At 57.5% G+C, this 24,321-nt stretch carries 33 protein-coding genes and 1 pseudogene; all 34 read left to right on the top strand.

Features of this window, described 5'->3' with window-relative positions; all coding sequences use genetic code 11:
* Positions 1-55: 55 nt before the first annotated feature.
* The 34 genes and pseudogenes from rpoC to QIY50_13185 all read left to right on the top strand — a co-directional run bounded on the left by rpoC (position 56) and on the right by QIY50_13185 (position 24,256).
* Positions 56-4,255 carry a DNA-directed RNA polymerase subunit beta' gene (gene rpoC / locus QIY50_13020; GenBank protein WGV22977.1) on the top strand — a complete coding sequence of 1,400 codons (4,200 nt, stop codon included), beginning with the start codon at positions 56-58 and terminating at the stop codon, positions 4,253-4,255.
* 211 nt (positions 4,256-4,466) lie between these two features.
* A complete protein-coding gene (gene rpsL, locus QIY50_13025) occupies positions 4,467-4,838 on the top strand; it encodes a 30S ribosomal protein S12 (protein ID WGV22978.1) in 372 nt (123 codons plus the stop codon).
* A 106-nt stretch (positions 4,839-4,944) separates the two neighbouring features.
* The gene (rpsG, locus tag QIY50_13030; protein WGV22979.1) at positions 4,945-5,415 is read left to right on the top strand and encodes a 30S ribosomal protein S7; all 471 of its coding nucleotides are present in this window, start codon (positions 4,945-4,947) and stop codon (positions 5,413-5,415) included.
* Positions 5,416-5,445: 30 nt separating this feature from the next.
* Positions 5,446-7,593, top strand: coding sequence for an elongation factor G (gene fusA / locus QIY50_13035; protein ID WGV22980.1), 2,148 nt, complete (start codon positions 5,446-5,448; stop codon positions 7,591-7,593).
* Positions 7,594-7,620: 27 nt separating this feature from the next.
* Positions 7,621-8,814 (top strand): elongation factor Tu, encoded by a 1,194-nt coding sequence (tuf, locus tag QIY50_13040; GenBank protein ID WGV22981.1) that lies wholly within the window; start codon positions 7,621-7,623, stop codon positions 8,812-8,814.
* Between the two features lie 141 nt (positions 8,815-8,955).
* Positions 8,956-9,267 carry a 30S ribosomal protein S10 gene (gene rpsJ, locus QIY50_13045; protein ID WGV22982.1) on the top strand — a complete coding sequence of 104 codons (312 nt, stop codon included), beginning with the start codon at positions 8,956-8,958 and terminating at the stop codon, positions 9,265-9,267.
* An 80-nt stretch (positions 9,268-9,347) separates the two neighbouring features.
* Complete coding sequence (gene rplC, locus QIY50_13050; GenBank protein WGV22983.1) at positions 9,348-9,983, top strand: 50S ribosomal protein L3; 636 nt, start codon at positions 9,348-9,350, stop codon at positions 9,981-9,983.
* 12 nt (positions 9,984-9,995) lie between these two features.
* The gene (rplD, locus tag QIY50_13055) at positions 9,996-10,598 is read left to right on the top strand and encodes a 50S ribosomal protein L4 (protein WGV22984.1); all 603 of its coding nucleotides are present in this window, start codon (positions 9,996-9,998) and stop codon (positions 10,596-10,598) included.
* The gene (rplW, locus tag QIY50_13060; GenBank protein WGV22985.1) at positions 10,595-10,894 is read left to right on the top strand and encodes a 50S ribosomal protein L23; all 300 of its coding nucleotides are present in this window, start codon (positions 10,595-10,597) and stop codon (positions 10,892-10,894) included. The genes rplD and rplW overlap by 4 nt, the downstream gene beginning before the upstream one ends.
* 14 nt (positions 10,895-10,908) lie before the next feature.
* A complete protein-coding gene (gene rplB, locus QIY50_13065; protein ID WGV22986.1) occupies positions 10,909-11,733 on the top strand; it encodes a 50S ribosomal protein L2 in 825 nt (274 codons plus the stop codon).
* Between the two features lie 16 nt (positions 11,734-11,749).
* Positions 11,750-12,025 (top strand): 30S ribosomal protein S19, encoded by a 276-nt coding sequence (gene rpsS / locus QIY50_13070; protein ID WGV22987.1) that lies wholly within the window; start codon positions 11,750-11,752, stop codon positions 12,023-12,025.
* 11 nt (positions 12,026-12,036) lie between these two features.
* A complete protein-coding gene (rplV, locus tag QIY50_13075; protein ID WGV22988.1) occupies positions 12,037-12,369 on the top strand; it encodes a 50S ribosomal protein L22 in 333 nt (110 codons plus the stop codon).
* 13 nt (positions 12,370-12,382) lie between these two features.
* Complete coding sequence (gene rpsC / locus QIY50_13080; protein ID WGV22989.1) at positions 12,383-13,069, top strand: 30S ribosomal protein S3; 687 nt, start codon at positions 12,383-12,385, stop codon at positions 13,067-13,069.
* Positions 13,070-13,081: 12 nt separating this feature from the next.
* Positions 13,082-13,495: a 50S ribosomal protein L16 gene (gene rplP / locus QIY50_13085; protein ID WGV22990.1), complete on the top strand. Its 414-nt coding sequence runs from the start codon at positions 13,082-13,084 to the stop codon at positions 13,493-13,495.
* The gene (gene rpmC / locus QIY50_13090; protein WGV22991.1) at positions 13,495-13,686 is read left to right on the top strand and encodes a 50S ribosomal protein L29; all 192 of its coding nucleotides are present in this window, start codon (positions 13,495-13,497) and stop codon (positions 13,684-13,686) included. Before rplP ends, rpmC begins: the two co-directional genes overlap by 1 nt.
* A 2-nt stretch (positions 13,687-13,688) precedes the next feature.
* Positions 13,689-13,955, top strand: coding sequence for a 30S ribosomal protein S17 (rpsQ, locus tag QIY50_13095; protein WGV22992.1), 267 nt, complete (start codon positions 13,689-13,691; stop codon positions 13,953-13,955).
* Positions 13,956-13,978: 23 nt separating this feature from the next.
* Complete coding sequence (rplN, locus tag QIY50_13100; GenBank protein WGV22993.1) at positions 13,979-14,347, top strand: 50S ribosomal protein L14; 369 nt, start codon at positions 13,979-13,981, stop codon at positions 14,345-14,347.
* 11 nt (positions 14,348-14,358) lie between these two features.
* Entirely contained in the window at positions 14,359-14,673 is a 315-nt protein-coding gene (gene rplX, locus QIY50_13105) for a 50S ribosomal protein L24 (GenBank protein ID WGV18440.1), read from the top strand.
* A gap of 20 nt (positions 14,674-14,693) precedes the next feature.
* Positions 14,694-15,233, top strand: coding sequence for a 50S ribosomal protein L5 (gene rplE / locus QIY50_13110; protein ID WGV18441.1), 540 nt, complete (start codon positions 14,694-14,696; stop codon positions 15,231-15,233).
* A gap of 13 nt (positions 15,234-15,246) precedes the next feature.
* Positions 15,247-15,552, top strand: coding sequence for a 30S ribosomal protein S14 (rpsN, locus tag QIY50_13115; GenBank protein WGV18442.1), 306 nt, complete (start codon positions 15,247-15,249; stop codon positions 15,550-15,552).
* A 209-nt stretch (positions 15,553-15,761) separates the two neighbouring features.
* Positions 15,762-16,154 (top strand): 30S ribosomal protein S8, encoded by a 393-nt coding sequence (rpsH, locus tag QIY50_13120; protein ID WGV18443.1) that lies wholly within the window; start codon positions 15,762-15,764, stop codon positions 16,152-16,154.
* A gap of 12 nt (positions 16,155-16,166) precedes the next feature.
* Positions 16,167-16,700: a 50S ribosomal protein L6 gene (gene rplF / locus QIY50_13125; protein ID WGV18444.1), complete on the top strand. Its 534-nt coding sequence runs from the start codon at positions 16,167-16,169 to the stop codon at positions 16,698-16,700.
* 10 nt (positions 16,701-16,710) lie between these two features.
* Positions 16,711-17,061: a 50S ribosomal protein L18 gene (gene rplR, locus QIY50_13130; protein WGV18445.1), complete on the top strand. Its 351-nt coding sequence runs from the start codon at positions 16,711-16,713 to the stop codon at positions 17,059-17,061.
* Positions 17,062-17,064: 3 nt separating this feature from the next.
* On the top strand, positions 17,065-17,565 hold the full coding sequence (gene rpsE / locus QIY50_13135; protein WGV18446.1) for a 30S ribosomal protein S5: 501 nt from the start codon (positions 17,065-17,067) through the stop codon (positions 17,563-17,565).
* A gap of 2 nt (positions 17,566-17,567) precedes the next feature.
* Positions 17,568-17,744 carry a 50S ribosomal protein L30 gene (rpmD, locus tag QIY50_13140; GenBank protein WGV18447.1) on the top strand — a complete coding sequence of 59 codons (177 nt, stop codon included), beginning with the start codon at positions 17,568-17,570 and terminating at the stop codon, positions 17,742-17,744.
* Positions 17,745-17,747: 3 nt separating this feature from the next.
* Entirely contained in the window at positions 17,748-18,182 is a 435-nt protein-coding gene (rplO, locus tag QIY50_13145; GenBank protein ID WGV18448.1) for a 50S ribosomal protein L15, read from the top strand.
* Complete coding sequence (gene secY, locus QIY50_13150; GenBank protein WGV18449.1) at positions 18,183-19,514, top strand: preprotein translocase subunit SecY; 1,332 nt, start codon at positions 18,183-18,185, stop codon at positions 19,512-19,514. It begins immediately after the preceding gene.
* Between the two features lie 28 nt (positions 19,515-19,542).
* Positions 19,543-19,659, top strand: a complete 117-nt coding sequence (gene rpmJ, locus QIY50_13155; protein WGV18450.1) for a 50S ribosomal protein L36 — start codon at positions 19,543-19,545, stop codon at positions 19,657-19,659.
* Between the two features lie 131 nt (positions 19,660-19,790).
* Complete coding sequence (gene rpsM, locus QIY50_13160; protein ID WGV18451.1) at positions 19,791-20,147, top strand: 30S ribosomal protein S13; 357 nt, start codon at positions 19,791-19,793, stop codon at positions 20,145-20,147.
* A gap of 18 nt (positions 20,148-20,165) precedes the next feature.
* Positions 20,166-20,555, top strand: a complete 390-nt coding sequence (gene rpsK, locus QIY50_13165; protein ID WGV18452.1) for a 30S ribosomal protein S11 — start codon at positions 20,166-20,168, stop codon at positions 20,553-20,555.
* A 15-nt stretch (positions 20,556-20,570) separates the two neighbouring features.
* A complete protein-coding gene (rpsD, locus tag QIY50_13170; protein ID WGV18453.1) occupies positions 20,571-21,191 on the top strand; it encodes a 30S ribosomal protein S4 in 621 nt (206 codons plus the stop codon).
* 22 nt (positions 21,192-21,213) lie between these two features.
* Positions 21,214-22,216, top strand: a pseudogene (gene rpoA, locus QIY50_13175) (DNA-directed RNA polymerase subunit alpha).
* Positions 22,217-22,258: 42 nt separating this feature from the next.
* Positions 22,259-22,645 carry a 50S ribosomal protein L17 gene (gene rplQ, locus QIY50_13180; GenBank protein WGV18454.1) on the top strand — a complete coding sequence of 129 codons (387 nt, stop codon included), beginning with the start codon at positions 22,259-22,261 and terminating at the stop codon, positions 22,643-22,645.
* Positions 22,646-22,816: 171 nt separating this feature from the next.
* The gene (locus QIY50_13185; protein WGV18455.1) at positions 22,817-24,256 is read left to right on the top strand and encodes a catalase; all 1,440 of its coding nucleotides are present in this window, start codon (positions 22,817-22,819) and stop codon (positions 24,254-24,256) included.
* Positions 24,257-24,321: the final 65 nt, after the last annotated feature.

Consider the following 24,321-nt stretch of genomic DNA (forward strand, 5'->3'; position numbering starts at 1 on the left):
CGAAGGGGAGTGGGGCAGGTAATGCCCGCTCCCTGCTCCGCCAGGAGGAAAGGCCTTGAAAGACCTACTGAATTTGCTGAAAAACCAGGGTCAAGTCGAAGAGTTCGACGCCATCCGCATCGGTCTGGCGTCGCCTGAAATGATCCGTTCGTGGTCGTTCGGTGAAGTTAAGAAGCCGGAAACCATCAACTACCGTACGTTCAAGCCTGAGCGTGACGGCCTGTTCTGCGCCAAGATCTTTGGCCCAGTCAAGGACTACGAGTGCCTGTGCGGCAAGTACAAGCGCCTCAAGCACCGCGGTGTGATCTGCGAGAAGTGCGGCGTTGAAGTTGCCCTGGCCAAGGTTCGTCGTGAGCGCATGGCGCACATCGAACTGGCCTCGCCGGTTGCCCACATCTGGTTCCTGAAGTCGCTGCCGTCCCGTATCGGCCTGCTGATGGACATGACCCTGCGTGACATCGAGCGCGTGCTCTACTTCGAGAGCTACGTCGTTATCGACCCGGGCATGACCACCCTGGAAAAGGGCCAGCTGCTGAACGACGAGCAGTACTTCGAAGCGCTGGAAGAGTTCGGTGACGACTTCGACGCCCGCATGGGTGCCGAGGCTGTCCGCGAGCTGCTGCACGCTATCGACCTGGAGCACGAGATCGGTCGCCTGCGCGAAGAAATTCCGCAGACCAACTCGGAAACCAAGATCAAGAAGCTGTCCAAGCGCCTGAAGCTGATGGAAGCGTTCCAGGGTTCGGGCAACCTGCCTGAGTGGATGGTCCTGACCGTCCTGCCGGTGCTGCCGCCGGACCTGCGTCCGCTGGTTCCGCTGGATGGCGGCCGCTTCGCGACCTCCGACCTGAACGACCTGTATCGTCGGGTAATCAACCGTAACAACCGTCTGAAGCGCCTGCTGGATCTGTCGGCGCCGGACATCATCGTGCGCAACGAAAAGCGCATGCTGCAGGAAGCGGTCGACGCCCTGCTGGACAACGGCCGTCGCGGTCGCGCCATCACTGGCTCGAACAAGCGTCCGCTGAAGTCCCTGGCCGACATGATCAAAGGTAAGCAAGGTCGCTTCCGTCAGAACCTGCTCGGTAAGCGTGTGGACTACTCCGGCCGTTCGGTAATTACCGTAGGCCCGACCCTGCGTCTGCACCAGTGCGGTCTGCCGAAGAAGATGGCCCTCGAGCTGTTCAAGCCGTTCATTTTCGGCAAGCTGGAAATGCGTGGTCTGGCGACCACCATCAAGGCTGCCAAGAAGATGGTCGAGCGCGAGCTGCCAGAGGTTTGGGACGTGCTCGCCGAGGTGATCCGCGAACACCCCGTGCTGCTCAACCGTGCACCGACCCTGCACCGTCTGGGTATCCAGGCCTTTGAACCGGTTCTGATCGAAGGTAAGGCTATCCAGCTGCACCCGCTGGTCTGTGCCGCGTACAACGCCGACTTCGACGGTGACCAGATGGCCGTTCACGTGCCGCTGACGCTGGAAGCCCAGCTCGAAGCGCGCGCGCTGATGATGTCGACCAACAACATCCTGTCGCCAGCCAACGGTGAGCCAATCATCGTTCCGTCGCAGGACGTGGTACTGGGTCTGTACTACATGACCCGTGAAGCCATCAACGCCAAGGGCGAAGGTCGCGTATTCGCCGACCTGCAGGAAGTCGACCGCGTATTCCGCGCCGGCGAGGCTGCCCTGCACGCGAAAATCAAGGTTCGTATCAACGAAACCGTGAAAGAGCGTGACGGTTCCGTGGTCAAGAACACCCGCATTGTCGACACCACCGTCGGCCGTGCGCTGCTGTTCCAGGTTGTACCGGCAGGCTTGCCGTACGACGTGGTCAACCAGCCAATGAAAAAGAAGGCGATCTCCAAGCTGATCAACCAGTGCTACCGCGTGGTTGGTCTGAAAGAGACCGTTATCTTCGCTGACCAGCTGATGTACACCGGCTTTGCTTACTCGACCATTTCCGGCGTTTCCATCGGTGTTAACGACTTCGTTATCCCGGACGAGAAAGCCCGCATCATCGGTAACGCTACCGACGAAGTGAAGGAAATCGAGAGCCAGTACGCCTCCGGCCTGGTAACCCAGGGCGAGAAGTACAACAAAGTCATCGACTTGTGGTCGAAGGCGAACGACGAAGTGTCCAAGGCGATGATGGCCAACCTCTCGAAAGAGAAGGTCATCGACCGCGAAGGCAAGGAAGTCGAGCAAGAGTCCTTCAACTCGATGTACATGATGGCTGACTCCGGTGCGCGTGGTTCGGCAGCCCAGATCCGTCAGCTGGCCGGTATGCGTGGCCTGATGGCCAAGCCGGACGGCTCGATCATCGAGACGCCGATCACCGCGAACTTCCGTGAAGGCCTGAGCGTACTCCAGTACTTCATCTCGACTCACGGTGCTCGTAAGGGTCTGGCGGATACCGCACTGAAGACCGCTAACTCCGGTTACCTGACTCGTCGTCTGGTAGACGTTGCCCAGGATCTGGTAGTAACCGAGATCGACTGCGGCACTGACCAGGGCCTGCTGATGACGCCGCACATCGAAGGCGGCGACGTTGTAGAGCCGCTGGGTGAGCGCGTACTGGGTCGCGTAATCGCGCGTGACGTGTTCAAGCCAGGCACCGAGGACGTCATTGTTCCTGCCGGTACTCTGGTAGACGAGCAGTGGGTCGAGTTCATCGAGCTGAACAGCATCGACGAAGTGATCGTGCGTTCGCCGATCAACTGCGAAACCCGCTACGGCATCTGCGCCAAGTGCTACGGTCGTGACCTGGCTCGTGGTCACCAGGTGAACATCGGTGAAGCTGTCGGCGTTATCGCTGCCCAGTCGATCGGTGAGCCAGGTACACAGCTGACCATGCGTACGTTCCACATCGGTGGTGCTGCAAGCCGTACCTCGGCTGCCGACAGCGTCCAGGTGAAGAACGGCGGTATGGTGCGTCTGCACAACCTGAAGCAGGTAGAGCGTGCCGATGGCAATCTGGTTGCCGTATCGCGTTCGGGCGAGCTGGCCATTGCCGATGAATTCGGTCGTGAGCGTGAGCGTTACAAGCTGCCTTACGGTGCGGTGATTTCGGTCAAGGAAGGTGACAAGGTCGAAGCTGGCGCCATCGTCGCCAAGTGGGACCCGCACACCCACCCGATCGTTACCGAGCTGAAAGGTACCGTGACCTTCGTGGGCATGGAAGAAGGCATCACCATCAAGCGTCAGACCGACGAATTGACCGGTTTGACCAACATTGAAGTTCTGGACGTCAAGGATCGCCCTGCCGCAGGCAAGGAAATCCGTCCGGCAATCAAGATGGTCGATGCTGCTGGCAAGGATCTGTACCTGCCAGGTACCGACGTACCTGCACAGTACTTCCTGCCGGCCAACGCCCTCGTCGGTGTGGCTGACGGTGCCCAGATCGGTGTCGGTGACGTTATCGCGCGTATCCCGCAAGAAACGTCGAAGACCCGTGACATCACCGGTGGTCTGCCGCGCGTTGCCGACCTGTTCGAAGCGCGCCGCCCGAAAGAAGCCTCGATTCTGGCTGAAGTCAGCGGCACCATCGCGTTCGGTAAGGAAACCAAGGGCAAGCGTCGTCTGGTCATCACCCCGACCGACGGTAGCGATCCGTATGAAGAGCTGATTCCGAAGTGGCGCCACCTGAACGTCTTCGAAGGCGAACAGGTAAACCGCGGCGAAGTTATCTCCGACGGCCCGAGCGATCCGCACGACATCCTGCGTTTGCTGGGTGTGAGCGCGCTGGCGAAGTACATCGTCAACGAGATCCAGGACGTTTACCGTCTGCAAGGCGTAAAGATCAACGACAAGCACATCGAGACCATCCTGCGTCAGATGCTGCGCAAGGTCGAGATCTCCGAGTCGGGCGATTCCAGCTTCATCAAGGGCGACCAGATGGAACTGACCCAGGTACTGGTAGAGAACGAGCGTCTCGCCGCCGAGGACAAGTTCGTCTCCAAGTTCACCCGCGTGCTGCTGGGTATCACCAAGGCGTCGCTGTCGACCGAGTCGTTCATCTCCGCGGCTTCCTTCCAGGAAACCACCCGCGTACTGACCGAAGCGGCGGTAACCGGCAAGCGCGACTACCTGCGCGGCCTGAAAGAGAACGTGGTCGTGGGTCGTCTGATCCCGGCCGGTACCGGTCTGGCCTACCACAGCGAGCGCAAGCGTCGCCGTGATGCCGACAAGCCGCTGCGTGTAAGCGCCAGTGAGGTGGAAGCCGCACTGACCGAAGCGCTGAATTCCAGCGGTAACTAAGTACAGGGCAGGGCCCCGGCAAGCCCCGCCCGATCATCGACGACATGAAATGTTGCCGATGATCGGGCGGGGAGGGCCGGGGCCTTGTCTTGACTGGGTGCAAGATCCTCTTTAGACTTTTGTACCCTTAAATTTGGTGAGGCTCCGTCTCGCCAATTTTTGGCTTTCTTGCAAGACAATAGAGTCGCAAGACAATCAGTGGAGCTAGTAGATGGCAACTATCAACCAGCTGGTACGTCAGCCGCGTAAGCGTTCGGTCGAGAAGTCCGACGTTCCTGCGCTGCAGAACTGCCCGCAGCGTCGTGGCGTGTGCACCCGTGTGTACACCACCACGCCGAAAAAACCTAACTCGGCACTGCGTAAAGTATGCCGTGTGCGTCTGACCAACGGTTTCGAGGTTTCCTCGTACATCGGCGGTGAAGGCCACAACCTGCAAGAGCACAGCGTCGTCCTGATCCGTGGCGGCCGTGTAAAAGACTTGCCAGGTGTTCGTTACCACACCGTTCGCGGCTCTCTGGATACTTCGGGCGTTAAAGGCCGTAACCAGGGTCGTTCGAAGTACGGTACCAAGCGTCCGAAGTAATCGGTCGTTTGCAGACATCCATTTTTTTGAGTCGATAAGAGTAAGGTCGGGCAGGGGTCGAAGACCCACGTCCCGGGCTAACCTGAAGACCGTTTGAGGGCTTATCATGCCAAGACGTCGTGTAGCAGCAAAACGTGAGATCCTGGACGATCCGAAGTACGGATCCCAGATCCTCGCCAAGTTCATGAACCACGTGATGGAAAGCGGCAAGAAGGCCGTAGCCGAGCGCATCGTTTACGGTGCCCTGGATACCGTCAAAGCACGCAAGAACAGCGATCCCCTGGAAATCTTCGAGAAAGCTCTCGACGCCATCGCTCCGCTGGTCGAAGTTAAGTCCCGTCGTGTCGGCGGTGCCACTTACCAGGTTCCGGTTGAAGTTCGTCCATCCCGTCGTAACGCTCTGGCAATGCGCTGGCTCGTAGACTACGCCCGCAAGCGCGGCGAGAAGTCGATGGCTCTGCGCCTGGCCGGCGAACTGCTGGATGCTGCTGAAGGCAAGGGTGCTGCAGTCAAGAAGCGTGAAGACGTGCACCGTATGGCCGAGGCCAACAAAGCGTTCTCGCACTACCGCTTCTAATTCAAGCATCAATCATTTTGCGAGGGCTTTATGGCTCGTACTACAGCAATTAACCGCTACCGTAACATCGGTATCTGCGCCCACGTTGACGCGGGCAAGACTACCACTACCGAGCGGATCCTGTTCTACACAGGTCTGAGCCACAAGATGGGCGAGGTGCATGATGGCGCCGCGACCACCGACTGGATGGTGCAGGAGCAGGAGCGCGGTATCACCATTACCTCCGCTGCCGTTACCACCTTCTGGAAAGGTTCCCGTGGTCAGTACGACAACTACCGCGTAAACGTCATCGATACCCCTGGCCACGTTGACTTCACCATTGAAGTAGAGCGTTCGCTGCGTGTACTCGACGGCGCGGTCGTTGTGTTCTGCGGTACCTCCGGCGTTGAGCCGCAGTCCGAAACCGTATGGCGTCAGGCCAACAAGTACGGCGTTCCACGTGTTGTCTACGTGAACAAGATGGACCGTGCTGGTGCCAACTTCCTGCGCGTTGTCGGCCAGATCAAGAACCGCCTGGGTCACACCCCGGTTCCGGTCCAGCTGGCTATCGGTGCGGAAGACGACTTCCAGGGTCAGGTCGACCTGATCAAGATGAAAGCCATCTACTGGAACGAAGACGACAAGGGCACCACCTACCGCGAGGAAGAAATTCCTGCGGATATGGTCGAGCTGGCTAACGAATGGCGCAACAACATGGTTGAAGCCGCCGCCGAAGCCAGCGAAGAACTGATGAACAAGTACCTTGAAGAAGGTGAGCTGACCGTCGAAGAGATCAAGGCAGGCCTGCGCGCGCGCACCCTGGCCAGCGAGATCGTTCCGGCTGTCTGCGGTTCGTCGTTCAAGAACAAGGGCGTTCCCCTGGTTCTCGACGCCGTTATCGACTTCCTGCCTGCTCCGACCGAGATCCCGGCGATCAAGGGTATCCACCCTGACCTGATCGACGTGCCGAAGGACGAAGTCAAGCCTGAGCAGTTCGACGAGCGTCACGCTGACGACAACGAGCCGTTCTCGGCCCTGGCGTTCAAGATTGCCACCGACCCGTTCGTTGGTACTCTGACGTTCGTCCGCGTTTATTCGGGCTTCCTGACCTCCGGTGACTCCGTCATCAACTCGGTCAAGGGCAAGAAAGAGCGCGTTGGTCGTATGGTGCAGATGCACGCCAACCAGCGTGAAGAAATCAAGGAAGTACGTGCAGGCGACATCGCTGCTCTGATCGGCATGAAGGACGTCACCACCGGTGACACCCTGTGCAACGCCGACAAGCCGATCATCCTCGAGCGTATGGACTTCCCTGAGCCTGTGATTTCGCTCTCCGTAGAGCCGAAAACCAAGGCCGACCAGGAGAAGATGGGTATCGCACTGGGCAAGCTGGCCCAGGAAGACCCGTCGTTCCGCGTCAAGACCGATGAAGAAACCGGTCAGACCATCATCTCCGGTATGGGTGAGCTGCACCTGGACATCCTCGTTGACCGCATGAAGCGCGAGTTCAACGTCGAGGCCAACATCGGCAAGCCGCAGGTTTCGTACCGCGAGAAGATCACCAAGTCCAACGTCGAGATCGAAGGCAAGTTCGTTCGTCAGTCGGGCGGTCGTGGTCAGTTCGGTCACTGCTGGATCCGTTTCTCGGAGCCGGATCAGGACGACAAGGGCAACATCACCGAAGGTCTGGTGTTCTCCAACGAAGTCGTTGGTGGTGTAATTCCTAAGGAATACATCCCTGCGATCCAGAAGGGTATCGAAGAGCAGATGAAAAACGGCGTTGTTGCCGGTTATCCTCTGATCGGCCTGAAGGCCGCGGTATTCGACGGTTCGTACCACGACGTCGACTCCAACGAAATGGCGTTCAAGATCGCTGCTTCGATGGCAACCAAGCAACTGGCCCAGAAGGGCGGTGGCGTGGTTCTCGAGCCGATCATGAAGGTCGAAGTTGTAACCCCGGAAGACTACCTGGGTGACGTGATGGGTGACCTGAACCGTCGTCGTGGTCTGGTCCAGGGTATGGATGAGTCGGTCTCTGGCCGTGTCGTCCGCGCTGAAGTTCCGCTCGGAGAGATGTTCGGTTACGCAACCGACGTTCGTTCCATGTCTCAGGGTCGCGCAAGCTACTCCATGGAATTCTCCAAATACGCCGAAGCTCCGTCGAACATCGTCGAAGCACTCGTTAAAAAACAAGGCTAATCCCCTTTAGGCAAGAGGTTCACTGTCGTGGCTAAAGAAAAATTTGATCGTTCCCTTCCCCACGTTAACGTCGGCACCATCGGCCACGTTGACCACGGTAAGACCACTCTGACCGCAGCTCTGACTCGCGTCTGCTCCGAAGTTTTCGGTTCGGCAGTCGTTGAGTTCGACAAGATCGACTCGGCTCCGGAAGAAAAAGCGCGCGGTATCACCATCAACACCGCTCACGTCGAGTACAACTCGAACATTCGTCACTACGCTCACGTTGACTGCCCAGGTCACGCTGACTACGTGAAGAACATGATCACCGGTGCTGCCCAGATGGACGGCGCGATCCTGGTTTGCTCGGCCGCCGATGGTCCGATGCCACAAACCCGTGAGCACATCCTGCTGTCCCGTCAGGTAGGCGTTCCGTACATCGTGGTCTTCCTGAACAAGGCTGACCTGGTAGACGACGCTGAACTGCTGGAACTGGTCGAGATGGAAGTTCGCGACCTGCTGTCCACCTACGACTTCCCAGGCGACGACACCCCGATCATCATCGGTTCGGCTCGTATGGCCCTGGAAGGCAAAGACGACAACGAAATGGGTACTACCGCTGTCAAGAAGCTGGTAGAAACTCTGGATGCCTACATTCCTGAGCCAGTTCGTGCCGTTGACCAGCCGTTCCTGATGCCGATCGAAGACGTATTCTCGATCTCGGGTCGTGGTACCGTTGTAACCGGTCGTATCGAGCGTGGTATCGTCCGCGTTCAGGATCCGCTGGAAATCGTTGGTCTGCGTGACACCACCACCACCACCTGCACCGGTGTTGAGATGTTCCGCAAGCTGCTGGACGAAGGTCGTGCTGGCGAGAACTGCGGCGTTCTGCTGCGTGGTACCAAGCGTGACGACGTTGAGCGTGGTCAGGTTCTGGTCAAGCCAGGTTCGGTCAAGCCGCACACCAAGTTCACCGCAGAAGTCTACGTTCTGTCGAAGGAAGAAGGCGGTCGTCACACTCCGTTCTTCAAAGGCTACCGTCCTCAGTTCTACTTCCGTACCACTGACGTGACCGGTAACTGCGAGCTGCCGGAAGGCGTTGAAATGGTAATGCCAGGTGACAACATTCAGATGACTGTTACCCTGATCAAGACCATCGCAATGGAAGACGGTCTGCGCTTCGCTATCCGTGAAGGCGGTCGTACCGTCGGCGCCGGCGTCGTAGCCAAAATCATCGAGTAATCACTCGACCGATTGAAAAAACCCCCGCTCAGCGGGGGTTTTTTTTATTGGGTTGACACTAAATGGGGGCGTCTATAGAATCACGCCTCCTTTTAGCGGGCGTAGTGCGTCCGTTGGGAACAGCCTGGAGTCTGAAATCCAATGCAAAATCAGCAAATCCGTATCAGGTTGAAGGCTTTCGACCATCGCCTGATCGACCAATCCACCCAGGAAATCGTGGAAACCGCGAAACGTACTGGTGCACAAGTGCGTGGTCCAATTCCACTGCCTACCCGCAAAGAGCGTTTCACCGTTCTGGTTTCCCCGCACGTCAACAAAGACGCGCGTGACCAGTACGAGATCCGCACTCATAAGCGCGTTCTGGACATCGTCCAGCCAACGGATAAAACCGTTGATGCGCTGATGAAGCTTGATCTGGCGGCAGGTGTGGAAGTACAGATCAGCCTCGGCTAAGACTTCGGTCTAGTCGTGTAACGCTCTGAAATGGGCGGCCATAGCGGGTGAAAGCCCCGTACACTCATGAGGTTTACAACATGACTATTGGTGTAATCGGTCGCAAGTGCGGTATGACCCGCATTTTCACCGAAGAAGGTGTCTCCATTCCGGTCACGGTCATCGAGATCGAGCCGAATCGCGTCACCCAGTTCAAAACTGAAGAAACCGATGGCTACCGTGCAGTGCAAGTCACTGTCGGCGAGCGTCGTGCTTCGCGTGTGACTGCCGCTCAGGCAGGTCACTTCGCCAAGGCCAACGTTGCCGCTGGTCGCGGTGTCTGGGAGTTCCGTCTTGAAGAAGGCGATTTCCAGGCTGGCGATCTGATCAAAGCTGAACTCTTCACTGCAGGCCAGCTGGTAGACGTTACTGGTCAGTCCAAAGGTAAAGGCTTCGCCGGTACCATCAAGCGCTGGAACTTCCGTGGCCAGGACAACACCCACGGTAACTCCGTGTCGCACCGTGTCCCAGGTTCCATCGGCCAGTGCCAGACTCCTGGTCGTGTGTTCAAGGGCAAGAAAATGTCCGGTCACATGGGCGCCGAGCGCGTGACTGTTCAGTCCCTGGAAGTTGTTCGCGTAGACGCTGAACGCAACCTGCTGCTGGTCAAGGGTGCCGTTCCAGGCGCTACTGGCGGCGACGTGGTTGTACGTCCGGCTGTCAAGGCTCGCGGTTAAGGGGAAACTGACATGCAACTCAATGTAAATGACGCTCAGGCGATCGAAGTTTCCGAACTGACTTTCGGTGGCGAATTCAACGAGACGCTGGTACACCAAGCAGTCGTGGCCTACATGGCCGGCGGCCGTCAGGGCACCAAGCAGCAGAAGACCCGTTCCGACGTGGCTGGTGGCGGTAAGCGCCCATGGCGTCAGAAGGGTACTGGCCGCGCTCGTGCTGGTACCACTCGTGGTCCGATCTGGCGTGGCGGTGGTGTAACCTTCGCAGCTCGCCCTCAAGATCACTCGCAGAAGCTCAACAAGAAGATGTACCGCGCAGCCCTGCGCTCCATCCTCGCTGAGCTGGTGCGTAGCGACCGTCTGGTCGTGGTTCAGGACTTCGCTGTTGAAGCGCCGAAAACCAAAGATCTGCTGAACAAGCTGAACGGCATGGGTCTGAACGACGTACTGATCGTTTCCGACGCTGTTGATCAGAACCTGTACCTGGCTGCTCGCAACCTGCCGCACGTCGACGTACGTGATGTACAAGGTTCCGACCCGGTCAGTCTGATCGCATACGAGAAAGTGTTGATCACTGTCTCGGCCGTGAAGAAATTCGAGGAGCTGCTGGGATGAACCAGGAACGCGTATTCAAAGTCCTCCTTGGCCCGCACGTTTCCGAGAAGGCTACCGTTCTGGCTGAGAAAAAAGGCCAGTTCGTATTCAAGGTTGCTACCGATGCAACCAAGCTGGAAATCAAGAAAGCTGTCGAAGGCCTGTTCAACGTAAAAGTTGAAAACGTGTCGACTGTTAACGTTCTGGGTAAAACCAAGCGTACCGCACGTGGTCTGGGCAAGCGTAATGACTGGAAGAAGGCGATCGTCTCCCTTCAGCCAGGCCAAGATCTCGATTTCAGCAGCAGTGCTGAGTAAGGAAGGGGTGCATCATGGCAATCGTTAAATGCAAACCGACTTCCCCTGGCCGCCGTTTCGTGGTCAAGGTGGTCAACCAGGAGCTGCACAAAGGCGCTCCTCACGCACCGCTGATCGAGAAGAAATCGAAGTCTGGTGGTCGTAACAACAATGGCCGCATTACCACTCGTCACGTTGGTGGTGGTCACAAGCAGCATTACCGTCTGGTCGACTTCCGTCGCAACGACAAAGATGGCATTCCAGCCACTGTCGAGCGTATCGAATACGACCCGAACCGTACTGCTCACATCGCCCTGCTGTGCTACGCAGACGGTGAGCGTCGCTACATCATCGCCCCTAAAGGCGTGAGCGCTGGCGACCAGCTGATCGCAGGTGCCCTGGCCCCAATCAAGGCCGGTAACTCCCTGCAGCTGCGCAACATTCCAGTAGGTAGCACCATTCACGGCATCGAACTGAAGCCGGGTAAAGGTGCACAGATCGCACGTTCCGCTGGTGCTTCGGCTCAGCTGATCGCTCGCGAAGGTGTCTACGTGACCCTGCGTCTGCGCTCTGGTGAAATGCGTAAAGTCCTGGCTGAGTGCCGTGCGACCCTGGGCGAAGTCTCGAACTCCGAGCACAGCCTGCGTTCGCTGGGTAAAGCTGGTGCCAAACGCTGGCGCGGCGTTCGCCCAACCGTTCGTGGTGTTGCCATGAACCCGGTTGACCACCCACACGGTGGTGGTGAAGGTCGTACCTCCGGTGGTCGTCATCCGGTATCGCCATGGGGCTTCCCAACCAAGGGTGCTAAAACCCGTGGTAATAAGCGTACCGACAACATGATCGTCCGTCGTCGCAAGTAACTAGAGGGATACGACAGTGCCACGTTCTCTGAAAAAAGGTCCTTTTATCGATCTTCACCTGTTGAAGAAGGTCGAAGTGGCGGTGGAGAAGAACGATCGCAAGCCAGTTAAAACCTGGTCGCGCCGTTCGATGATCCTGCCACAAATGGTCGGTCTGACCATCGCGGTACACAACGGTCGTCAACATGTTCCAGTTCTCGTGAACGAAGACATGGTCGGCCACAAACTGGGCGAGTTCGCCGGTACCCGCACCTACCGCGGGCACGTGGCTGACAAGAAAGCCAAGCGTTAAGGGGTAAGGAAATGGAAGTAGCCGCTAAGTTGTCGGGCGCTCGCATCTCCGCCCAGAAAGCCCGCTTGGTCGCCGACCAGATCCGCGGGAAGAAGGTGGGCGAAGCGCTCAACCTGTTGGCCTTCAGCAGCAAAAAAGCCGCTGAAATCATGAAGAAAGTCCTCGAGTCGGCCGTTGCCAACGCCGAACACAACGAAGGCGCAGACGTTGATGACCTGAAGGTCTCCACCGTCTTCGTCAACGAAGGGCGTTCGCTGAAGCGCATCATGCCACGTGCCAAAGGCCGTGCTGATCGCATCGTCAAGCGGTCTTGCCATATCACTGTCAAGGTTGCGGACAAGTAACGGAGTCGATCAGATGGGTCAGAAAGTACATCCCACTGGCATTCGCCTGGGAATCGTCAAGGAGCACACCTCCGTCTGGTACGCAGACGGTGCTACTTACGCAGATTACCTGTTGAAGGATCTGAAAACGCGTGAGTACCTCCAAGACAAACTAAAAAGCGCGTCCGTAAGCCGTATCGATATTCATCGTCCGGCTCAAACTGCACGCATCACCATCCACACCGCTCGTCCCGGTATCGTTATCGGCAAGAAAGGTGAAGATGTCGAGAAGCTGCGTCAGGACCTGACCAAGCAGATGGGTGTGCCTGTGCACATCAACATCGAAGAGATCCGCAAGCCGGAACTCGACGCTATGCTGGTTGCGCAGAGCGTAGCTCAGCAGCTGGAACGCCGCGTAATGTTCCGTCGCGCCATGAAGCGCGCCGTGCAGAACGCCATGCGTATTGGTGCCAAGGGCATCAAGATCCAGGTGAGCGGTCGTCTCGGCGGTGCTGAGATTGCTCGTACCGAGTGGTATCGCGAAGGTCGTGTGCCGCTGCACACCCTGCGTGCCGATATCGACTACAACACCTACGAAGCTCACACCACCTACGGTGTGATCGGTGTGAAGGTTTGGATCTTCAAAGGCGAAGTTATTGGTGGTCGCCAAGAAGAACTGAAACCACAAGCACCAGCGCCTCGTAAAAAAGCTGCTAAGTAAGGGGTACGCCAAATGTTGCAACCAAAGCGTACAAAATTCCGCAAGCAGATGACTGGCCACAACCGTGGTCTGGCACTGCGCGGTAGCAAAGTCAGCTTCGGCGAATTCGCCCTGAAAGCTGTTGCTCGCGGTCGCCTCACCGCTCGCCAGATCGAGTCCGCACGTCGTGCGCTGACCCGTCACGTAAAACGTGGCGGCAAGATCTGGATCCGTGTGTTCCCGGACAAACCGATCTCCAAGAAGCCTCTCGAGGTTCGTATGGGTAAAGGTAAGGGCTCCGTGGAATACTGGGTTGCCCAGATTCAGCCAGGCAAAGTCCTGTATGAAATCGAGGGTGTTTCTGAAGAGCTGGCGCGCGAAGCTTTCGCCCTGGCTGCTGCAAAGCTGCCTCTCGCCACCTCCTTTGTTAAGCGGACGGTGATGTGATGAAAGCGAATGAACTTCGTGAAAAATCGGCACAGCAACTGAATGAGCAACTGCTCGGCTTGCTGCGCGACCAGTTCAATCTGCGTATGCAGAAAGCAACTGGCCAGTTGGGGCAGTCGCACCTGCTCTCGCAAGTTAAGCGTGACATCGCTCGCGTGAAAACTGTGCTCAACCAGCAGGCAGGTAAGTGATCATGGCTGAAGCTGAAAAAACCGTCCGTACGCTGACTGGCCGTGTCGTCAGCGACAAAATGGACAAGACCATCACCGTTCTGATCGAGCGTCGCGTAAAGCACCCGATCTACGGTAAATACGTTAAGCGTTCGACTAAGCTGCACGCGCACGACGAAGCCAACCAGTGCAAGATCGGCGACAAGGTTTCCATCCGTGAAACCCGTCCGCTGGCCAAGACCAAGTCCTGGGCACTGGTTGAAGTCCTCGAACGCGCTGTTGAAGTCTAAGGGCTAGGGGTCGGAGAAATTTTATGATTCAGACTCAATCCATGCTCGATGTGGCCGATAACAGCGGCGCTCGTCGCGTCATGTGCATCAAGGTACTCGGTGGTTCGCACCGCCGTTACGCTGGCATCGGTGACATCATCAAGGTAACCGTGAAGGAAGCGATTCCACGCGGTAAGGTCAAGAAAGGCCAAGTGATGACCGCTGTTGTCGTGCGCACCCGTCACGGTGTTCGTCGCGCTGACGGTTCCATCATTCGTTTCGACGGCAACGCTGCTGTTCTGCTGAACAACAAGCAAGAGCCGATCGGCACTCGCATCTTCGGGCCAGTGACCCGTGAACTTCGTACCGAGAAGTTCATGAAGATCGTCTCGCTCGCCCCTGAAGTGCTGTAAGGAGATCCGACATGCAAAAGATTCGTCGTGACGACGAGATCATCGTGATCGCCGGCAAAGACAAAGGTAAGCGCGGTAAGGTGCTGAAGGTTCTGGCTGACAACCGTCTGGTTGTTGGTGGTGTGAACCTGGTCAAGCGTCATACCAAGCCTAACCCGATGGCGGGCGTACAGGGCGGTATCGTCGAAAAAGAAGCGCCTCTGCACGCTTCCAACGTTGCCATCTTCAACGGTGAAACCAACAAGGCTGACCGCGTTGGTTTCAAAGTAGAAGACGGTAAAAAAATTCGTGTCTTCAAGTCGACCCAAAAAGCGGTTGATGCTTGAACACTGCTAGGTAGAAGACCATGGCACGACTGAAAGAGATTTACCGGAACGAAATCGCTCCTAAGCTTAAGGAAGAACTTAAGCTGTCGAACGTGATGGAAGTTCCGCGCGTTACCAAGATCACCCTGAACATGGGTCTGGGCGAAGCGATCGGTGACAAGAAAGTCATCGAGCACGCTGTTGCCGACCTGGAAAAGATCACCGGTCAAAAGCCGGTCGTGACTTTCGCTCGTAAATCCATCGCGGGCTTCAAAGTCCGTGAGGGCTGGCCGATCGGCGTCAAGGTGACCCTGCGTCGCGACAAGATGTACGAATTCCTGGACCGCCTGCTGGCGATCTCCCTGCCTCGGGTTCGCGACTTCCGCGGCCTGAATGCCAAGTCCTTCGATGGCCGTGGCAACTACAGCATGGGCGTGAAAGAGCAGATCATCTTCCCGGAAATCGACTACGACAAGATCGATGCTCTGCGCGGTTTGGACATCACCCTGACCACCACTGCTCGTTCGGACGACGAAGGCCGCGCTCTGCTGCGTGCTTTCAAGTTCCCGTTCCGCAACTGATTGGAGTAGGAAAATGGCCAAGAAGAGCATGAAAAACCGCGAGCTGAAGCGTCAGCTCACGGTAGCCAAGTACGCCAAAAAGCGTGCCGAGCTGAAAGCGACCATCGTCAACCTGAACGCCTCTCCTGAAGAGCGTTTCGCTGCCGTTGTCGCCCTGCAGAAGCAGCCACGCGATGCCAGCGCCGCGCGTCTGCGCAACCGTTGCCGCCTGACCGGTCGTCCTCACGGTGTATACCGTAAGTTCGGCCTGGGCCGTAACATGCTGCGTCAAGCTGCAATGCGCGGTGACGTACCAGGTCTGGTCAAGGCCTCCTGGTAATCGCTGCAGGCTGGACCCCGGCGGAAGGGGAGCAATCTTCCGACCGCCGGTGACCTCGCCAACAAACAAGCCCCTATATGGGGCTTGTTTCGTTTCTGCCTTGTGTCTAGAATGACCGGCTCACCTGAGCCTGGGTTTTTTGCCCTGTCCGCTCGGGTGGTTGTGATAGCCGCAAGGCTAATAATTCTTGTATCAGGAGCATCTAGCCCATGAGTATGCAGGACCCGTTAGCGGACATGCTAACTCGCATCCGTAATGCCCAGATGGCTGAAAAGTCCGTCGTAAGCATGCCTTCCTCCACCCTGAAGGTCGCGGTTGCCAAAGTTCTGAAAGACGAAGGTTACATCGCCGGCTACCAGGTAACTGGTGAGGCCAAGCCTTCCCTGTCGATCGAACTGAAGTACTTCGAAGGCCGTCCGGTCATCGAGGAACTGAAGCGCTCCAGCCGTCCAGGCCTGCGCCAGTACAAGTCCGTCGCAGAACTGCCGAAAGTACGTGGCGGTCTGGGCGTGTCTATCGTCTCCACCAACAAAGGTGTGATGACTGATCGCGCTGCACGCGCTGCCGGTGTCGGCGGCGAAGTTCTGTGCACAGTGTTCTAAGGGGAGATAGGCATGTCTCGCGTCGCTAAGAACCCCGTTAAGCTGCCAGCAGGCGTCGAAGTCAAATTCGCCGGCCAGCAGCTTTCGGTGAAGGGTGCCAAAGGCACTCTCGAACTGAACGTTCACTCGTCTGTTGAAGTTACCGAAGAGTCTGGCGAGCTGCGTTTCGTCGCTCGCAACGGTGACCAGCAAGCTCGCGCCATGGCCGGTACCACCCGTGCTCTGGTGAACAACATGGTCCAGGGCGTAAGCCAAGGCTTCGAGCGCAAGCTCCAGCTGGTCGGTGTTGGTTACAAGGCACAGGCCAAGGGCACCGTCCTGAACCTGGCCCTGGGCTTCTCGCACCCAGTGGACTACGAACTGCCAGCCGGTATCACCGCTGAAACCCCAAGCCAGACCGACATCCTGATCAAGGGTATCGACAAGCAGCTGGTGGGTCAGGTGGCCGCTGAAATCCGCGACTTCCGTCCGCCAGAGCCTTACAAAGGCAAGGGTGTGCGTTACGCGGACGAAGTAGTCCGTCGTAAAGAAGCCAAGAAGAAGTAGGGCCTAGCAAATGACCGACAAAAAAGTTACTCGACTGCGTCGCGCTCGCAAAGCACGTCTCAAGATGCACGAACTCGAAGTCGTGCGCCTGTGCGTGTTCCGCTCCTCGCAGCACATCTACGCCCAGGTCATTTCGGCCGACGGCAGCAAGGTTCTGGCAAGCGCCTCGACCTTGGACAAAGAACTGCGTGATGGCGCCACTGGCAACATCGACGCGGCCACTAAGGTTGGCAAGCTGGTAGCTGAGCGTGCGAAAGCCGCCGGTGTATCTCAAGTTGCCTTTGACCGTTCCGGCTTCAAGTACCATGGCCGCGTCAAAGCGCTGGCTGATGCTGCTCGTGAAGGCGGGCTGGAGTTCTAAGTTATGGCAAATAACGATCAAAAGCGCGACGAAGGCTACATCGAGAAGCTGGTTCAAGTTAACCGCGTTGCCAAAACCGTAAAAGGCGGCCGTATCTTCACCTTCACCGCGCTGACCGTGGTAGGTGATGGTAAAGGTCGTGTTGGCTTCGGCCGTGGCAAGTCGCGCGAAGTACCTGCCGCGATCCAGAAAGCCATGGAAGCTGCTCGCCGCAACATGATCCAGGTTGACCTGAAGGGCACCACCCTGCAGTACGCCACCAAGGCTGCCCACGGCGCCTCGAAGGTTTACATGCAGCCTGCCTCGGAAGGTACCGGTATCATCGCCGGTGGCGCAATGCGTGCTGTCCTGGAAGTTGCTGGTGTTCAGAACGTTCTGGCCAAGTGCTACGGTTCGACCAACCCTGTGAACGTGGTTTACGCCACCTTCAAGGGTCTGAAAGCCATGCAATCTCCTGAATCCATTGCTGCCAAGCGCGGCAAGAGCGTCGAGGAGATCTTCTGATCATGGCAACCGTAAAAGTAACGCTGATCAAGAGCGTCTCGGGCCGTCTGCCTAACCACAAGCTGTGCGTTAAAGGCCTGGGTCTGCGTCGCATCGGTCACACTGTAGAAGTCCAGGATACTCCCGAGAACCGCGGGATGATCAACAAGGCTTACTACATGCTGAAGGTCGAGGGTTAATCGATGAAACTCAATGATCTGAGTCCAGCGCCGGGTTCCCGTCGCGAGAAGCATCGTCCAGGTCGTGGTATCGGTAGCGGTCTGGGTAAGACCGGCGGCCGTGGCCACAAAGGTCAGACTTCCCGTTCGGGTGGTTCGATCGCTCCTGGCTTCGAAGGCGGTCAACAGCCGCTGCACCGTCGTCTGCCGAAGTTCGGCTTCGTTTCCCTGAAAGCCATGGACCGCGCCGAAGTGCGTCTGTCCGAGCTGGCCAAGGTGGAAGGCGACGTGATCTCCGTGCAATCCCTGAAGGATGCCAACGTGATCGGCCAGAACGTACAGCGCGTGAAAATCATGCTGTCTGGCGAAGTCACTCGCGCAGTCACCATCAAGGGTATCGCAGCCACCAAGGGTGCGCGTGCGGCTATCGAAGCAGCTGGCGGCAAGTTCGAGGAATAAATGGCTAAGCAAGGTGCTCTCTCTTCGCTCGGTAAGGGCGGGATGTCGGAACTCTGGGCTCGTCTGCGCTTTCTGTTCATGGCGATCATCGTCTATCGGATAGGTGCGCATATCCCGGTTCCTGGCATCAATCCGGACCGTCTGGCGGATCTGTTTCGGCAGAATGAGGGGACCATTCTTAGCTTGTTCAACATGTTTTCCGGTGGCGCGCTCGAGCGCATGAGCATCTTTGCACTGGGGATCATGCCGTACATCTCGGCATCGATCATCATGCAGCTGATGACGGCGGTCAGCCCGCAACTGGAGCAGTTGAAGAAGGAAGGTGAAGCTGGCCGTCGCAAGATCAGCCAGTACACCCGCTACGGCACCGTTATCCTGGCACTGGTTCAAGCCATTGGCATGTCCATTGGCCTGGCCAACCAGGGCGTGGCGTTTTCTGTAGGCCTGGGCTTCCATGTCGTCGCCGTCTCCACCTTCGTGGCAGGCGCGATGTTCATGATGTGGCTGGGCGAGCAGATCACCGAGCGCGGTGTGGGCAACGGTATCTCGATGTTGATCTTCGCAGGTATCGTTGCCGGTCTTCCGAGAGCAATCGGGCAGTCTTTCGAGTCTGCACGCACAGGCGATATCAACATTTTCGCCCTGGTCGCTATCGGTTTGCTGGCAGTAGCGATTATCGGCTTCGTGGTGTTCATTGAGCGTGGTCAGCGTCGTATCGCCGTTCACTACGCCAAGCGTCAGCAGGGCCGCAAGGTCTTCGCTGCGCAGACCAGCCACTTGCCGCTGAAGGTGAACATGGCAGGGGTCATCCCGGCCATTTTCGCGAGCAGCATTCTGCTGTTCCCGGCTTCGCTGGGTGCCTGGTTCGGTCAGTCCGAAGGTATGGGCTGGCTGCAGGACATCTCGCAGTCGATCGCTCCTGGTCAGCCGTTGAACATTCTGCTGTTTAGTGCAGGGATCATTTTCTTCTGCTTCTTCTACACAGCGTTGATGTTCAACCCGAAAGACGTAGCGGAAAACCTGAAGAAGTCCGGTGCCTTTATTCCGGGTATCCGTCCTGGTGAGCAGTCGGCGCGCTACATTGATGGCGTTCTGACCCGTCTGACCATGTTCGGTGCTCTTTACATGATGGCCGTCTGCCTTCTGCCCCAGTTCCTGGTGGTGGCAGCAAATGTGCCGTTCTACCTTGGCGGGACCTCGTTGCTGATTGTGGTAGTGGTTGTGATGGACTTCATGTCCCAAGTACAATCGCACCTCGTTTCGCACCAGTACGAATCCCTGATGAAGAAAGCCAACCTGAAAGGCTACGGTGGCAGCGGTCTGCTGCGCTGATACGCCCCTAAGGTTCGAGGAGTCGGTAATGAAAGTTCGTGCATCGGTGAAAAAGCTGTGCCGTAACTGCAAGATCATCCGTCGCGAAGGCGTCGTACGAGTGATCTGCAGCGCGGAACCGCGTCACAAACAGCGCCAAGGCTGAGTGTGATCTGCGCTTCAAACCCAGCAGCTAGTGTGCTGCTGGGTTGATTATTCGTTTCTACAGCGATATTATCTCGCGCCCTATTTCTTGGCTTCCGGGGCGTAGGTAGCTGTCAATTGGAGTCCCACTGAATGGCCCGTATTGCAGGCGTCAACATTCCAGATAACAAGCATGCTGTTATCTCGCTGACCTACATCTATGGTGTCGGTCGCACTACTGCACAGAAGATCTGTGCAGACGCTGGTGTAAACCCAGCCGCTAAGATCAAGGATCTGAGCGACGAGCAAATCGAAACCCTGCGTGGCGAAGTCGCGAAGTTCACCACCGAAGGTGACCTGCGTCGTGACATCAACATGAAGATCAAGCGCTTGATGGACCTGGGTTGCTACCGCGGCCTGCGTCATCGTAAAGGTCTGCCGGTTCGCGGTCAGCGCACCAAGACCAACGCACGCACCCGTAAGGGCCCGCGTAAGCCGATCCGCAAGTAATCGCCCAGGAATATAGACATGGCAAAACCTGCTGCTCGTCCTCGTAAGAAAGTCAAAAAGACAGTGGTTGATGGCATCGCCCACATCCATGCCTCTTTCAACAACACCATCGTGACCATCACCGACCGTCAGGGCAATGCTTTGTCCTGGGCGACCTCCGGTGGTTCGGGTTTCCGTGGTTCGCGCAAATCCACCCCGTTCGCAGCCCAGATCGCTGCTGAGCGTGCTGGTCAAGCTGCGCTGGAATACGGTCTGAAGAACCTCGACGTAAACGTCAAGGGTCCAGGTCCAGGTCGTGAGTCCGCCGTTCGTGCACTGAACAGCTGCGGCTACAAGATCGCCAGCATCACCGACGTGACGCCAATCCCGCACAACGGGTGCCGTCCGCCGAAGAAGCGTCGCGTGTAATCAGGAGACAGATAAATGGCACGTTACATTGGTCCAAAATGCAAACTGTCTCGTCGTGAAGGCACTGACCTGTTCCTGAAGAGCGGCGTTCGCGCTCTGGAATCGAAGTGCAACATCGAAGCAGCCCCAGGTATCCACGGCCAGCGCCGTGGCCGTCAGTCCGACTACGGTACCCAGCTGCGCGAGAAGCAAAAAGTTCGTCGTATCTACGGTGTTCTGGAGCGTCAGTTCCGCGGTTACTACCAGGCTGCAGCCTCGAAAAAAGGCGCAACCGGTGAAAACCTGCTGCAACTGCTCGAGTGCCGTCTGGATAACGTCGTCTACCGTATGGGCTTCGGCTCGACTCGTTCCGAGTCCCGTCAGCTGGTTTCGCACAAAGCGATCAGCGTCAACGGTAAGACTGTAAACATTCCATCCTACCAAGTTCGTCCGGGTGACGTGGTCGCGGTTCGCGAGAAGTCGCTGAACCAGCTGCGCATTGTTCAAGCCCTTGAACTGTGCGCCCAGCGTGGCCGCGTTGAGTGGGTTGACGTGGATGCTGCTAAAAAGTCGGGCGTTTTCAAGAACGTTCCTGCTCGCAGCGACCTGTCTGCCGACATCAACGAGAACCTGATTGTCGAGCTCTACTCCAAGTAAGGGCTAGAAAATAGGTGCATCCATGCAGATTTCGGTAAATGAGTTCCTGACTCCCCGCCACATTGATGTGCAGGTAGTCAGTCCGACCCGCGCCAAGATCACGCTCGAGCCTCTCGAGCGTGGCTTCGGCCATACCCTGGGCAACGCGCTGCGCCGCATCCTGTTGTCCTCCATGCCTGGCTGTGCAGTAGTCGAGGCCGAGATCGACGGCGTACTCCATGAGTACTCCGCGATCGAAGGTGTTCAGGAAGACGTAATTGAAATCCTGTTGAACCTGAAAGGCCTGGCTATCAAACTGCACGGTCGTGACGAAGTTACGCTGACCTTGTCGAAGAAAGGGTTCGGGGGTGGTTACCGCTGCCGATATTCAGCTGGATCACGATGTCGAGATCGTCAACCCCGATCACGTAATCGCGAACCTGGCGTCGAACGGCGCCCTGAACATGAAGCTCACTGTAGCTCGTGGTCGTGGTTACGAGCCGGCCGACTCCCGTCAGACCGACGAAGACGAAAGCCGTAGCATTGGCCGTCTGCAGTTGGACGCTTCGTTCAGCCCGGTGCGTCGTATCGCCTATGTGGTCGAAAACGCCCGTGTTGAACAGCGTACCAACCTGGACAAGCTGGTCATTGATCTGGAAACCAACGGCACCCTGGATCCTGAAGAGGCTATCCGCCGCGCTGCGACCATCCTGCAACAGCAGCTGGCCGCGTTCGTCGACCTCAAGGGTGACAGCGAGCCTGTCGTAGTCGAGCAGGAAGACGAGATCGATCCGATCCTGCTGCGTCCGGTTGACGACCTGGAACTGACTGTACGTTCGGCCAACTGCCTCAAGGCGGAGAACATCTACTACATCGGCGACCTGATTCAGCGTACCGAAGTAGAGCTGTTGAAGACTCCTAACCTGGGCAAGAAGTCCCTGACTGAAATCAAGGACGTCCTGGCCTCTCGTGGTCTGTCTCTCGGCATGCGCCTCGACAACTGGCCGCCTGCAAGTCTTAAGAAAGACGACAAGGCGACCGCCTGATCGTCGTAATCACCGAACGTAGTGTTTGGTAAGGAATGAATCATGCGTCATCGTAAAAGTGGACGTCACCTGAGCCGTACCAGCTCTCACCGCAAGGCTATGTTCCAGAACATGGCAGTGTCGCTGATTGAGCACGAGCTGATCAAAACCACCCTGCCGAAAGCCAAGGAACTGCGCCGCGTTGCCGAGCCGCTGATCACCCTGGCCAAGGAAGACAGCGTAGCTAACCGTCGTCTGGCTTTCGACCGTACCCGTTCGAAATCCGCCGTTGGTAAGCTGTTCAACGACCTGGGCAAGCGTTACGCCACCCGTCAGGGCGGCTACCTGCGCATCCTGAAGTGCGGTTTCCGCGCTGGCGACAACGCGCCTATGGCGTACGTCGAGCTGGTTGATCGTCCTGTCGGCGGTGCTGTAGAAGCTGCTGAGTAAGACGTTCTGTCTGCTGCAAAGAACCGGGCCTAGTGCCCGGTTTTTTGTTTCTGTATGTATTGTTTATTTCTATTGATACAAGTCAGGTAATGAATTTGTACCTGTAGCCTTGCTCGTCAATACTCTCTCCACAGCCGGCAAGCCGGCATTTGAAGACCGTATGGAGAGCCCATGAGCAAGATTCTCACCACCGCCAGCGGTGCACCCGTAGCCGATAACCAGAATTCCCGTTCCGCCGGCCCACGCGGCCCGTTGCTACTCGACGACTTCCACTTGATCGAGAAGCTTGCCCATTTCAACCGTGAGAACATTCCTGAGCGTCGCGTGCACGCAAAGGGCTCGGGCGCCTATGGCACCTTTACCGTTACCCGCGATATCACCGCCTACACCAGTGCCAAGCTGTTTGAACAGATTGGCAAGCAGACCGAGACCTTCCTGCGCTTCTCCACTGTTGGTGGTGAGCGTGGCTCTGCGGACACCGAGCGCGACCCGCGCGGTTTTGCCGTGAAGTTCTACACCGAGGAAGGCAACTGGGACATCGTCGGCAACAACACGCCGGTGTTCTTCATTCGCGACCCGCTGAAGTTCCCGGACTTTATCCACACCCAGAAGCGGCATCCGCAATCCAACCTGAAGAATGCCCAGATGATGTGGGACTTCTGGTCGCACTCCCCCGAGGCGCTGCACCAGGTCACCATCCTGTTCTCCGACCGTGGCATCCCGGACGGCTACCGCCACATGCACGGCTTCGGCAGCCACACCTATAGCCTGATCAACGCCGAGGGTGAGCGCACCTGGGTCAAATGGCACTTCAAGACCCAGCAAGGCATCAAGAACCTCGCGCCGGCAGATGCTGCGCGTCTGGCTGGTACTGACCCGGACTACGCCCAGCGCGACCTGTTCGAAGCCATCGAGCGAGGCGATTACCCGCGCTGGACCGTATGCATCCAGGTGATGAGCGAAGCCGAGGCAGCCAGCCGCGACGAAAACCCTTTTGACGTGACCAAGACCTGGTCGCAGAAGGACTACCCGTTGATCGAGGTGGGTGTGCTGGAGCTCAACCGGAACCCGCTCAACTACTTTGCCGAAGTCGAGCAGGCTGCCTTTGGTCCGAGCAACATGGTGCCGGGTGTTGGCCTGTCGCCGGACCGCATGCTGCAAGGCCGGGTATTCGCCTATGCTGACGCGCACCGCTACCGGGTGGGCACCAACCACCAGCAACTGCCGGTGAACGCGCCACGTTGCCCGGTTAACAGCTATCAGCGTGATGGTTCCATGGCCACTGGCAGTTACGGCAGCGCCCCGAACTATGAGCCCAACAGCTACAGCGATGCACCGAAGCAGTCGCCGCGTCATGCCGAGCCTGCACTGGCGCTGAACGGTTCGGCTGACCGCTACAATCACCGCGAAGACACCGACTACTACAGCCACGCCGGTGCACTGTTCCGCCTCATGAACGATGAGCAGAAAGCCCTGCTGATCAACAACATTGCCGGCACCATGGCAGGCGTCAGCGAAGACGTGGTCCTGCGCCAGCTGCAATACTTCTTCAAGGCCGATCCGGCCTACGGCGAAGGGGTTGCCAAGGCCTTGGGCATCAACCTGGCTTAAGTCGAAGTGATAAGAAGAACCGCCCTCATTTGGGCGGTTTTTCAATGAATATCACTACTGTTTAA

It is taken from the genome of Pseudomonas putida, from assembly GCA_029953615.1.
GTDB lineage: Bacteria > Pseudomonadota > Gammaproteobacteria > Pseudomonadales > Pseudomonadaceae > Aquipseudomonas.